Source organism: Sphingomonas sp. DC1600-2, from assembly GCF_049897605.1.
GTDB lineage: Bacteria > Pseudomonadota > Alphaproteobacteria > Sphingomonadales > Sphingomonadaceae > Sphingomonas.
The window spans coordinates 40859-52434 of record NZ_JAFCWO010000004.1 but is presented as its reverse complement, the minus strand read 5'-3'; the positions used below and the strand labels follow the sequence as shown (position 1 = coordinate 52434).

The window sequence follows — 11576 nt, the reverse complement described above, 5'->3', positions numbered from 1 at the left end:
GCCGCCCCGCTGCGAAAGATTTCCCCGATGGCCGATTCCGCGCCCGATCTGCCCCTTGTCGTCGGGATTGGCGGCACGATCGGAGGGGTGTCCTCGACCGAGCGCGCGCTGGCGATCGCGCTGGACGCGGCGGCACGCGAAGGTTTTCGCACGCGCATGTTCGGCGGTGCCGACATGGCGCAGCTGCCGCTTTATGATCCAAGAGCGACGACGCGGACCCCGCAGGAGCGCGAGTTCGTCGATACCGTGCGGCAAGCCTCGGCGCTGATCATCGCCTCGCCCGGCTATCACGGCAGCATTTCGGGCGTGGTCAAGAATGCGCTCGACTTGCTCGAGGAAACCGCGCGCGATCCGCATCGTCCATATCTGGCCGATATGCCGGTCGGCTTGATCGCGACGGCCTATGGCTGGCAGGCGACGGGCAGCACCATCGCCGCGCTGCGCTCGATCGTCCATGCCCTGCGCGGCTGGCCGACGCCGTTCGCGGCGGCGGTCAACACGCAACTCACCAAATTCGATGCCGAGGGCGGCGCGAGCGACCCCGCCGTGATCGAACAGCTTTCGCTGGTCGGGCAGCAAGTCGCGCGCTTTGCGCCGCTGGCGATCCAGCATGGCTGAGTGGCTCCGCCAACCCATCGCGCGGCGCAGCGCGCTGACGCTCGGTGCGGGCGCACTGGCGAGCAGTCCGCTGTGGGCGCAATCCCTGGTCGATCTTGGCTTTTCGCAGGGCGATGGCCGCCGCCCGCTGACCGATGCTTTTCCGGGCAAGCGCGGCATGATCCTGCAGCGCGTGCGCGCGCCGCTGCTCGAAACGCCGATGGCGGCGTTTGACGGGGAATTGGGCGCATCGACCTTCACCCCGAACGACCGCTTCTTCGTGCGCTGGCATTATGCCGACATTCCGCTGTCGGTCGATGTCGACAGCTTCCGCTTGCAGGTCGGCGGGGCGGTCAAGCACCCGCTGTCGCTGAGCCTCAAGCAGCTACAGTCGCTGCCGCAAGTCGAGATCGCGGCGGTCAACCAATGTTCGGGCAATTCGCGTGGGGCTTTCGGTCCGCGCGTGGCGGGCGCGCAATGGGGCAATGGCGCGATCGGCAATGCGCTGTGGACCGGGGTGCGTTTGCGCGATCTGCTGGAACGTGCAGGCGTCGCGCCGGGCGCGGTGCAGGTGCAGTTTGCCGGGCTCGATCGTCCACCGGGCGATGCGCCGTGGTTCGCCAAGTCGCTGGCGATCGACCATGCCCGCGCCGACGAGGTGATCGTGGCGTACGGCATGAACGGTGCGCAACTCCCGCTGCTCAACGGCTTTCCGCTGCGGCTGATCGTGCCGGGCTGGTTCTCGACCTATTGGGTCAAGGCGCTTGACCGCATCACCGTGCTCGCCGCGCCCGACACCGGCTATTGGATGGACAAGGCCTATCGCATCCCGGCGACCCCGCGCGCAAACGTGGTGCCGGGGGCCAAGGATTTTCCGACCGTGCCGATCGGGCGGATGCTGCCGCGTGCCTTCTTCACGCGCGCCGATGCGGGCGGCGTGCGCGGTGTAGCGCTGGGCGGCGCGGGCGGGGTGGCCAAGGTCGACTGGTCGATCGATGGCGGCAAGAGCTGGCATCCGGCGCAGCTTGGCCCCGATGCGGGGCGCTATGGCTTCCGGCGCTGGGCGGCTTCCGTCCCGCCGGGTGCGCAGACGGTGGCGGTGCGGGCCACCAACACCAGCGGCGAAACGCAAGGCTTCGATCCGATCTGGAACCCCGGTGGCTATATGCGCAACAGCATCGAGACGGCGAAGGTGATGCAAGCATGATGCGACCGTTTGGATCGATCGGCGCGCTGGCCGCAGTGGCGCTGCTGTCGGGGTGCGAGCGCTATGCCACGCCCGAGTCGCTGCGCGGCGCGGGCGAGCCGATCGCGCTGACCTCGCAAAGCGTCACCTTGCCCGACGAGACGGTGACGCTGCCCGCCAGTGCAGAGATCGTGACGGTCAATTGCACCGCCTGCCATTCGCCCGATTTGATCCTGAGCCAGCCCCGGCTCAAGCCCGAGCAATGGCAGGCGGAAATCACCAAGATGCGCAGCGCGTATAAAGCGACCATCGACGAGAAGGATGACGGCAAGATCGTCGCGGCCTTGCTCGCGTTTCAGAAATAGGCGCGCCAGAAGAACACCACGGTGGTCGCGCCGGTGACGAACAAGGTCCAGCCGCGCACCACGCCGTGTGGCAGGCGCTTGCCGATATGCGCGCCGATCCAGCCGCCGAAGATCGCACCGACCAGCATCGGCAGGCACGCGGCCCAGGCGATCAGCCCGGCGAGAATGAACACGATCGCGGCGGCGGCATTGGCGATCGCCAGCATCAAGGTGCGCGGCGCGAACAGGGCGCGCGGCGAAACGCCCGCGAGCAGGCCATAGACGGCGGTGGTCATCAACCCGACGCCGCCGCCGAAATAGCCACCATAAATGCCGAGCGCCGCCTGCACGACCACCAGCATGTGCGGCGTGATGGTGACGCGGCTGTGCAGCGCATCGGCGGCGCGTTTGCCGAAGGTGATGACGACGAAGGCGAACAGCAGCAGCCACGGGATCAGCAAGTCGAACACATGCGTCGGCGTCGCCCAGAGCAGCGCGCTGCCGGCCAGGCCGCCGACAAAGGTGATTGCGGCGAGCAAGCGGATGCGGACCCCGCCGATCGGCTGCAATTCGTCGCGAAACGCCCAGGCGCTGGTCGCGGCCCCCGGCAGCAAAGCGAGGTTGGAGGTGGCGTTGGCGGTGTTGGCGGGCAGGCCGAGCGCGATCAGCGCGGGCAGCGTGGCAAAGGTGCCGCCGCCTGCCAGCGCGTTCATCGCGCCGCCAAGGATGCCAGCGCCTGCCGATAAGCCGATTGTCGTCAGATCCACCGTCATTCCGTCATGCCGGGCTTTGTCCCGGCATCGAGCGTGCCGCACATTCCGCCAGACCGGTTTGTGACGCGCGCGACCGGGCGAGGCAAGGTGTGCAGCTCGCTGACCTCCGCCGTGCTCCTGCGCAGGCAGGAGCCCAGGGCTGCAAGCGCCACGCCCGTAACCCTGGGTTCCTGCCTGCGCAGGAACACGGGGGGTTAGCCCAGCGCCGCCTGCTTTTCCTCGGCCAGCCGGTCGAGCTCGGCGCGGCTCCGCTTTTCGCTGGCGGTTTTCAACTGCCCGCAGGCGGCGTCGATGTCGCGGCCGCGCGGGGTGCGCACGGGCGCGCTGATGCCTGCATCGAACACGATGTTGGAGAAGGCTTTGATCCGCTCCGGCGTCGAACATTCATAGGGCGCGCCGGGCCAGGGGTTGAACGGGATCAGGTTCACCTTGGCGGGCAGATCATATTTCTTCAGCAGCCGCACGAGCTCGCGCGCATCGGCGTCGCTGTCATTCTTGTCCTTGAGCATGACATATTCGAAGGTGATGCGCCGCGCATTGTTGGCCCCCGGATAATCCGCGCACGCCTGGAGCACCTGCTCGAGCTTGTACTTGCGGTTGATGGGGACGATCTCGTCGCGGATCTCGTTGGTGACGGCGTGAAGCGACACGGCGAGGTTGACCGAGATTTCCTCGCCCGCGCGCGCCATCAGCGGCACCACGCCACTGGTCGACAGCGTGATGCGGCGGCGTGACAGGCCGATGCCGTCGCCATCCATCACGATCTTCAGGCCATCGCGGACATTGTCGAAATTGTAGAGCGGCTCGCCCATGCCCATCATCACGATGTTGGTGAGCATCCGGCCCTCGGGTTGGCTCGGCCATTCGCCCAGCGCATCGCGCGCGAGCATCACCTGCCCGACGATCTCGCCCGGCGTCAGGTTGCGCACCAGCCGCATCGTGCCGGTGTGGCAGAAGCGGCAGTTCAGCGTGCAGCCGACCTGGCTCGACACGCACAAGGTCCCGCGATCGGCATCGGGGATGAACACCATCTCATAATCATTGCCGTCATCGGTGCGCAGCAGCCATTTGCGCGTGCCGTCGGTCGACACTTGCGCCTCGACCACTTGCGGGCGGCTGATGGTGAACCGTTGTTCCAGCCACGGCTGCATCGCCTTGGAAATGTCGGTCATCAGCGCAAAATCGGTGACGCCGCGATTGTAGATCCAGTGCCACAATTGCTTGGCGCGCAATTTCGCCTGTTTGGGGTCGAGCTGCGAGGTCTCCAGCGCCATCCGCAAATCGGCCTTGGACAGGCCGAGCAGATCGATTCGCCCATCGCTGCGCGGCACCAGCGCGCGTGGCACGGGTACGGGATCGATATGCCCCGGAATGGGCATGGAGAGGGCTGGAGCTGTCTGCATCCGGGGCACATAGGCTAAAAGGCGCGGTTTTTCTACTCCCGCCGGTTTTAAGTCGTATCTCGGTTTGAATCTTTAAGCCAGCCGCCTATCCACGCGATCAAAAGCCCGGGTCCGACGAAGCAAAGCCCTTCGACGATAATTGCATAGTCGCCTAGAAACCCAGAGATTAGTTCAAACCTGCTCCGTACGGGCTCCAGAAACACCGGCCATCGTCCGTTGATTATCACAATTAGAATCACGAGCGCTAACGTTGCTCCACCCAATAGCGATAGTGCCTGTCCAAGCCTTTCTAGCGTCGATCCTAGCTGCTTCATGCTTGCCCCCTCGTTTGTATGTACCGCGTTTTGTCGGTGCGGGCGCATCCGCGTCAATCCGCGCAATGGGCAATTTTACTGCCCCAGACAGCCCAGCGCGCGCAGCGTCGTGGCCATCGCCTGGTCGAGCGGGGTGTGCGGTTCCGCGCCCAATAGTGCCACCAGATCGCGATGGTCGAGCGCGAGCGGGTTGCGCCAGAAGGTGCGCATCTCGATCAATTCGCGCATGGTCGCGTTGAACGGTGCGATCAGCGGCAGCAGCGCCCAGGGCATCCGCCGCACGGGCAGCGCAGGATTGCCGACTGCATGGCGGATGGCACCTGGGAACAGCGTGCCGTCGGGGTCGTAATAGCCCGCGAAATGATAGCGCGCGAAATCCGGCAGCGTGGCGTCCCGGTCGAGCAATTGCGCGAAGGTCTCGCCGACATCGGGCAGATAGGCCCAGCTATGGCCGATGCCGCGATCGCCGGGATAGGTGATGGCGGTAACCGGCTTGCCCGGGGTGACCATGCCCTGTGACAGCCAACTGCCACCCGGGCGCGGCCCGAAAAAGTCGCCAGCGCGCAGGATGACAGCGCGCATTCCGCCGCGACAGGCCGCTTCGATGCGCTGTTCCATCGCGACGCGGATGGCACCTTTGCGCGTCACCGGCTGCTGCGGAGAGTCCACCATGGCGACGGCGATGGTGCCGACATCGTAATTGTAGATCGTGCCTGGCAAGGCGAGCCGCGCGCCCACCGCCTGGGCCGCGGCGATGCTGTTGTCGAGCATTGGCAGCACCAGCCTGCTCCAGTTGCGATAGCCGGGCGGGTTGACCGCATGGACGATCGCATCGACGCCGTGTGCGGCATCGAGCACGGCGGCGGCGTCCATCGCGTCGCCGGCGAGCCAGGTGATGCCAGGCTGCGCGGCGCGCGGCGTTCGTGTCAGCGCGCGCACTTGCCAGCCGTGCGCGATCAACGCCCGTGCGGTTTCCCCGCCGACGCCGCCATTGGCACCCAAGATCAAAGCCGTTTTGTAGGTCATCTGCGCCTCCTGTTGCTGCGACATGGAGATACGCGCCCAGGGGGTTGTCGAAAATTGGCAAGAACTTCCAGGCCGCCTATACAAAAATGATGAGCATCGACTCGATCGACTGGGAGCGTCAGCGCGCCTTTCTGGCGGTGCTGCGGACGGGCAGCCTGTCGGGCGCGGCGCGGCTGCTGGATATCGCCCAGCCGACGGTGCGGCGGCGGATCGCCGAGCTGGAGGCGGCGACGGGGGCAGCGCTGTTCACCCGCACACCGGGCGGGTTGCAGCCAACCGAGGCAGGCCGCGCGGTGGCGGGCCATGCCGAGGCGATGGACCATGCCGCCGCCGCCTTTGTCCGCGCGGCGAGCGTTTCCACCGAAGTCGCCGGGCGCGTGCGCATCTCGGCGAGCGAGATCATCGCAGTCGAAGTGCTGCCGCCGATCCTTGCGGGGTTACAACGTGCGCATCCGGGCTTGATGATCGACTTGTCGCCGACCAATCGCAACGAAGACGTCCTGCGGCGCGAGGCGGATATTGCGGTGCGCATGGTGCGCCCGACGCAGGAAGCGCTGGTCGCGCAGCGCGTCGGCGAGGTGCCGCTCGGCCTGCATGCGCGGCGCGACTATCTGGCCGAGCACGGCGTGCCGCAAAGCATCGCCGAACTCGCGCAGCATCGCATCATCGGTGTCGAGCATGACAATGCCATCCTGCGTGGGATGCGCGCGCAAGGCTGGCCGATCGACCTCGAGCGTTTCGGCTTTCGCAGCGACCATGACCTTGCCCAGCTCGCGGCCATTCGCGCAGGCTTGGGAATTGGTTTTTGCCAGATCTGGCTGGCCGCGCGCGACCCCGAGTTGGTGCGGGTGTTGCCCGATACCGTGGCGGTAGCGCTGGAAACCTGGGTGGTGACGCATGAGGATCTGCGCGGCGTTGCCCGGATTCGCGCGACCTTCGATCATCTGGTCGAAGGCCTGCGCGGCTATATCAACGCCTGAGGCACCCGAGCGACGCTGCATCGATCGCGGTGGCGGCCCCGCGCAGCGCATAGACATCGGCAAAGGGCGCACCGCTTTTGGCGAGCGTCTCGACACTCATGCTGCGGCTGGACCGAATCGCGGTGACGATCGCGGCATCGGTGCGCGCGTCGGGGGCCCAGGCGTCGGCATTGCCCGCGACCAGATCGAAGCGCCGCTCGCCCACCGACAGCGTGACGCGCGATTGCGGATTGCGTTCGCGGCTGAGGCGGATGTGGAGCTGGTTGCGCACGCCTTGCCCCGGCCAGGTGGCGATGCTGGCAAAGGGCCGCCAGGCGGACGCCCCGCCCGACTGCGCCGGGGCGGCGATCGCGTAGCAGCGCAGCGGAGAGGGATCGGTAAAGGCCCCCCAGCGATCGAACACGCCCAGCGATTCGCGCGCGGCGGCGGGGGCGGCGATCAGGACCAGTAAAACGGCCAGTCGCCGCATCATGCAGGGGCGTGCCCCAGGCCGAGATGCACGACGCTTTCGATGCCGCGATCGATCATCGCCACCGACCCTTGTGGCAATCCCGGAGCGGCGGGGGCACCATAACCGGGCACGTCCGCCGCGTTCGTCATCACCCCGCGCAGCACCCGGCTGGAAATGCCGTGCATGATGACGAGCCGATCGCTGTCGTCATCGGTAGTGTCCGCCAGCCAGCCCGCCACGCGCGCGGCAATTTCGCCATAGGTTTCGCCATCGGGTGCCGGAAACAGCAGCCCCGCATCCCGATCGACCACGCGCGCACCCTCGGCCGCGAGATCGGCATAATAACGCCCGCCCCACGTTCCCATATCGATTTCGACCAGCCGCGAGTCGGTCCGCGCCGTGTGCCAGTCGAGTTCGAGATGCTCGGCAATCACCGCCAGCGTCTGCAAAGCGCGCCCGGTCGGCGACGCCCACAGCGTCAGCGCCGGTCGGGCCCCGAGATTTTTTCGGAGCGCCCGCCCCATCTCATCGGCTTGCGCAAAACCGGCGCGGGTCAGCGGGGTGTGAACATGGTCGCCCTGCAACCGCCCGACCACATTGAACACCGTTTCGCCGTGGCGCGCGATGAAATCGCGGCCCTTTCGTGGCGGCATCTGGGCGTTGGAATCCATGGCCTGCCTTTCAACCCCGTGTGACGCAAAAGCAACGGTTTTCCTCGTTGTCTGAGGTTCATGCAACTCCCCGCCGGGCTGCCTATTTGAGGGTTCCCCACGCAATACCAGTGGGATGTACCAACGGAGTTACCCTAATGCGCAAGCTAGCCCTCACCGCCACCGTTGCCGCTTTCGGCATTGGCCTGGCCGCCCCCGCCTTCGCTCAGGACGGACCCCCGCCGTCGCGCGACGATGCAACCTTCACCGGCCCCCGCGTCGGCGTGATCCTTGGCTATGACAAGCTGCAGCCGGGCCGCGGTCCCAATTCCAGCATCAGCAGCGACCGCAAGGCCGATGGCCTGACCTATGGTGGCGATTTCGGCTATGACGTGGCGCTCAACCGTTTCGTGATCGGTGCCGAAGGCGAAGTCACCGGCTCGACCGGCGATGTCAGCAACGCGCCGACCAGCGCTGCCGCGCTCGGCTATGGCCGCGTCAAGCAGGGCCGCGACCTGTATGCCGGTGCCCGCATCGGCTATGTCGTCGCACCGAAGACGTTGATCTACGCCAAGGGCGGTTACACCAACGACCGTCTCGACTTGACCGCCAACAACGGCACCACCACGACCGGCGCGCACTATAACCTCGACGGCTATCGCGTCGGTGCCGGTGTCGAGCAGAAGATCGGTCGCACCACCTACGCCAAGCTCGAATATCGCTATTCCAACTATGGCGATGCGCGGCTGGAATATGCCAATGGCGGCAACACCAACAATTTCAGCGTCGACACCGACCGTCATCAGGTCGTTGCCGGGCTGGGTGTCCGCTTCTGATGCAAGCTGCCTGTTTGCAGGCGTAAAACGGGGGTCGGGGCGCTTGCCCCGGCCCCTTTTATGTTTAAGGAAAGAGACACGGCGAATTGCCCCCGGCGCGTACGCGTCCGGCGGGAGTGAAGTGGGCGATGGGCCCGGGGGAACGACATGAAGGCGACGATCGAACGGGCGACTCTGTTGAAGGGCTTGAGCCACGTCCAATCGGTGGTGGAGCGGCGCAACACCATTCCGATCCTCTCCAACGTGCTGATCGAGGCGACTGCCGAAGGCGGGCTCAAGCTGATGGCGACCGACCTGGACTTGCAGATCAACGAGACGGTCGCAGCCGCAGTTGACCAGCCGGGGTCGACCACGGTGTCGGCGCACACGCTGTTCGACATTTGCCGCAAGCTGCCCGAAGGCAGCCAGGTCTCGCTCGCCGCTGCCGACGGCAAGCTGACGATCATGGCCGGGCGCGCCAAATTCCAGCTCGGCACGCTGCCGCGCGATGATTTTCCGGTGATTGCTGAGGGCGAGCTGCCGGTGTCATTCGAACTGCCGGCCGAGACGCTGAAACAGATAATCGACAAGACGCGCTTCGCCATCTCGACCGAGGAAACGCGCTATTATCTGAACGGCATTTTCTGGCACGTGTCGGAAGACCCGCTGCCGGTGTTGAAGGCCGCTGCCACTGACGGCCACCGGCTCGCCCGCATCACCATGCCGCGGCCCGAGGGGGCCGAGGGCATGCCCGACATCATCATCCCGCGGAAGTGCGTCGCCGAGTTGCGCAAGCTGCTCGACGAAGTCGACGGGTCGGTCGGCGTGTCGATGTCGGCGACCAAGATCCGCTTCGATCTCGGCCAGGCGCTGCTCACCTCCAAGCTGATCGACGGCACTTTCCCCGATTATTCGCGCGTCATCCCGACCGGCAATGACAAGATCCTCAAGATCGATCCGCGCAGCTTTGAAGAAGGCGTCGACCGCGTCAGCACGATCGCGACCGAGAAGACGCGCGCGGTGAAGATGGCGCTCGACCGCGACAAGATTATCCTGTCGGTGACCAGCCCCGAAAACGGCACGGCGGCGGAAGAAGTGCCGGGCGAATATACCTCGCTGGGCTTCGAGATCGGCTTCAACAGCCGCTATCTGCTCGACATTCTGGGGCAGCTCCAGGGCGACACGATCGAGGTGCATCTGGCCGACGCCGCCGCGCCGACGCTCATTCGCGAGAATGACAAGTCTGCCGCGCTGTACGTGCTGATGCCGATGCGGGTGTGAGGGACGCCTCCGCCTAAAGGCCGATTGACGTAGCGGCACCCGATCTTTATTGACATGCATGTCAGCAAGGATCGAGTCGATGGCCAAGCTTCCGCCTTTTCCGGGTACGACCGGGCGTCGCGACTGGCGCACCGCCTTTGATGCCATTCGCAAGCTGCTCGCCAATGGCGACGACACGACGCAGGTGTTCCGCATCATGCGCGCGCTGAATGTCGGCAATGCGCCGATGAATTACGCGCGGTTGATCGCCACCACGCAGGGCGGGCGGTTGGCTTCGGAGCAGGTCGAGCTGGCGGCGCGCTTTTCCGATCCGGCCTTTGTCGCGCAATTTGGGCCTGGCACGGTTGGTGCGGCGTATCGTCACTTTCTGGAAACAACCGGCTATTCCGCCGACGGGCTGGTCGCGGTCAGCAAGGTAATCAGCGAGGATCAGGTCCAGCATCCCTATGCATGGTTCGGCCGCCGCGTGCGCGACACGCATGATATCTGGCATGTGCTAACCGGCTATAAAGCCGACGAATCGCTCGGCGAGGCGTGCCTGGTCGCGTTCAGTTATGCGCAGGTCGGCGGGCTCGGCTGGGCGTTCATCGCGGTGGCGGCGGCGCTGAAGAGCCTGAAGGCAACCGGCAACACCCTGTTCGCCCGCGCGGTGTGGGAAGGCTATCGCCACGGTCGCCGCGCGCAGTGGCTGTCGGGCGAGGATTATGAGGCGCTGCTGGCGGAGCCGATCGACACGGCGCGCGCGCGGTTGGGGATCGCCACGCCGACGGCCTATCTGAAGGCGCAACGCGAGCTTGGCCCGGAGATGGCCTCTTATCTCAGCCAGCGGCGTGGTGACGCGGCACCGGTTACTGCCTGATTCGATCACGATCGCGTTTCAAACGAATCGTACCCTGCGCCCCCGTTCGCCCTGAGCCTGTCGAAGCGCCCCTCCGCAGGCGACATCCTCGCTTGTGGGGGGGCTTCGACAGGCTCAGCCCGAACGGTGTGGGGGAGGCGGTGGCGGCCACTTCCCCCGTTCGCCCTGAGCTTGTCGAAGGGCACCCCTCCACCCCGTGAGCGCTGCGCTTGCGGAGAGGGGCCCCTCGACAATCTCATCCTGAACGGAATTTCGGGTATCCCCCTCTAAAACCCAGCGGCTCTAATCCCGCTCAGGCACCGGCACGTTGAAGCCGTTGAGCGTCATCGACACCAACGCATACAGCCCGACCAGATAGATCAGCTCATTGGTGCCGTGCTGGCCGAAGGTGTGCACCGCGAGCCGGTAGCACGGCTCGGGCAGCACCCCGCCATTGACCAGCGCAAAGGCCACATCATAGGCGACGCTCTCTTGCGGAGAGAGGTCGTGCGGCTTGATGTTGGCGCAAAGCTCGGACAGGCGCTGCGGCGACATCTGCTCATGCTCGGCGACCGCAATGTGCGCGTAGATTTCATAGGCCGCATCGAAATGCGCGCCGCACACCAGGATGGCGATCTGGCGCGGCTTGTCGTCGAGCGTCGCTTGCGCGGTCATCGCCTTGGTCAGCTCCCACACCGCCTTGCCGATCACCGGCTCGTGCAGCCACGGATTCCACGGGCCGATCAGCGCGCCATCGGCATTGACCGTCTTGAACACGTTGAAATTGGAGGCGATGCCCGCCTTCATGTCTTCGTAGAGCGGCTTTTGCTGCTCGGTCAGGTCGGCGGGGGTGATCAGGGGCAAGCGCATCGACGGTCTCCTTCGGCGCGGCAGCGCACCAGCGCCGCCTTGGTTCCT

General features: G+C 65.8%; 13 protein-coding genes. 7 read left to right on the top strand and 6 right to left on the bottom strand.

The window, feature by feature from the left end:
• Positions 1–27 precede the first annotated feature (27 nt).
• The 3 genes from ACP7BL_RS10185 to ACP7BL_RS10175 are packed head-to-tail and all read left to right on the top strand — an operon-like array spanning position 28 to position 2148.
• Entirely contained in the window at positions 28–618 is a 591-nt protein-coding gene (locus tag ACP7BL_RS10185; protein WP_033966586.1) for an NADPH-dependent FMN reductase, read from the top strand.
• On the top strand, positions 611–1804 hold the full coding sequence (locus ACP7BL_RS10180) for a molybdopterin-dependent oxidoreductase (protein ID WP_426258267.1): 1194 nt from the start codon (positions 611–613) through the stop codon (positions 1802–1804). The genes ACP7BL_RS10185 and ACP7BL_RS10180 overlap by 8 nt, the downstream gene beginning before the upstream one ends.
• Positions 1801–2148, top strand: a complete 348-nt coding sequence (locus ACP7BL_RS10175; RefSeq protein ID WP_426258266.1) for a cytochrome C nitrite reductase — start codon at positions 1801–1803, stop codon at positions 2146–2148. Before ACP7BL_RS10180 ends, ACP7BL_RS10175 begins: the two co-directional genes overlap by 4 nt.
• Here the strand turns inward: ACP7BL_RS10175 and ACP7BL_RS10170 are convergent.
• From ACP7BL_RS10170 to ACP7BL_RS10160, 3 genes are all read right to left on the bottom strand, one after another.
• Positions 2139–2900, bottom strand: a complete 762-nt coding sequence (locus ACP7BL_RS10170; RefSeq protein WP_426258265.1) for a sulfite exporter TauE/SafE family protein — start codon at positions 2898–2900, stop codon at positions 2139–2141. The genes ACP7BL_RS10175 and ACP7BL_RS10170 overlap by 10 nt on opposite strands.
• A gap of 194 nt (positions 2901–3094) precedes the next feature.
• Positions 3095–4303 carry a 23S rRNA (adenine(2503)-C(2))-methyltransferase RlmN gene (gene rlmN / locus ACP7BL_RS10165; RefSeq protein ID WP_426258264.1) on the bottom strand — a complete coding sequence of 403 codons (1209 nt, stop codon included), beginning with the start codon at positions 4301–4303 and terminating at the stop codon, positions 3095–3097.
• Between the two features lie 389 nt (positions 4304–4692).
• Positions 4693–5643, bottom strand: a complete 951-nt coding sequence (locus tag ACP7BL_RS10160; protein WP_426258263.1) for an NAD(P)H-binding protein — start codon at positions 5641–5643, stop codon at positions 4693–4695.
• An 86-nt stretch (positions 5644–5729) separates the two neighbouring features.
• On the opposite strand from ACP7BL_RS10160, the gene ACP7BL_RS10155 reads away from it, so the two are divergent.
• Positions 5730–6623 (top strand): LysR family transcriptional regulator, encoded by an 894-nt coding sequence (locus tag ACP7BL_RS10155; RefSeq protein ID WP_426258262.1) that lies wholly within the window; start codon positions 5730–5732, stop codon positions 6621–6623.
• On the opposite strand, the gene ACP7BL_RS10150 is transcribed toward ACP7BL_RS10155, so the two are convergent.
• Together ACP7BL_RS10150 and ACP7BL_RS10145 are read right to left on the bottom strand one after the other, a co-directional pair.
• On the bottom strand, positions 6613–7095 hold the full coding sequence (locus ACP7BL_RS10150; protein WP_426258261.1) for a hypothetical protein: 483 nt from the start codon (positions 7093–7095) through the stop codon (positions 6613–6615). The genes ACP7BL_RS10155 and ACP7BL_RS10150 overlap by 11 nt on opposite strands.
• Complete coding sequence (locus ACP7BL_RS10145; RefSeq protein WP_426258260.1) at positions 7092–7745, bottom strand: histidine phosphatase family protein; 654 nt, start codon at positions 7743–7745, stop codon at positions 7092–7094. The genes ACP7BL_RS10150 and ACP7BL_RS10145 overlap by 4 nt, the downstream gene beginning before the upstream one ends.
• A 137-nt stretch (positions 7746–7882) precedes the next feature.
• Here ACP7BL_RS10145 and ACP7BL_RS10140 point away from each other — a divergent pair, with 137 nt between their 5' ends.
• The 3 genes from ACP7BL_RS10140 (at position 7883) to ACP7BL_RS10130 (ending at position 10679) form a co-directional block, all read left to right on the top strand.
• Positions 7883–8560 (top strand): outer membrane protein, encoded by a 678-nt coding sequence (locus tag ACP7BL_RS10140; RefSeq protein ID WP_126845920.1) that lies wholly within the window; start codon positions 7883–7885, stop codon positions 8558–8560.
• Between the two features lie 147 nt (positions 8561–8707).
• Positions 8708–9820 carry a DNA polymerase III subunit beta gene (dnaN, locus tag ACP7BL_RS10135; RefSeq protein ID WP_209613074.1) on the top strand — a complete coding sequence of 371 codons (1113 nt, stop codon included), beginning with the start codon at positions 8708–8710 and terminating at the stop codon, positions 9818–9820.
• A 79-nt stretch (positions 9821–9899) separates the two neighbouring features.
• Positions 9900–10679: a Coq4 family protein gene (locus ACP7BL_RS10130; protein WP_426258259.1), complete on the top strand. Its 780-nt coding sequence runs from the start codon at positions 9900–9902 to the stop codon at positions 10677–10679.
• A gap of 282 nt (positions 10680–10961) precedes the next feature.
• Here ACP7BL_RS10130 and ACP7BL_RS10125 read toward each other — a convergent pair whose 3' ends face one another.
• Positions 10962–11528 carry a carboxymuconolactone decarboxylase family protein gene (locus tag ACP7BL_RS10125; RefSeq protein ID WP_033966588.1) on the bottom strand — a complete coding sequence of 189 codons (567 nt, stop codon included), beginning with the start codon at positions 11526–11528 and terminating at the stop codon, positions 10962–10964.
• Between the last annotated feature and the right edge of the window lie 48 nt (positions 11529–11576).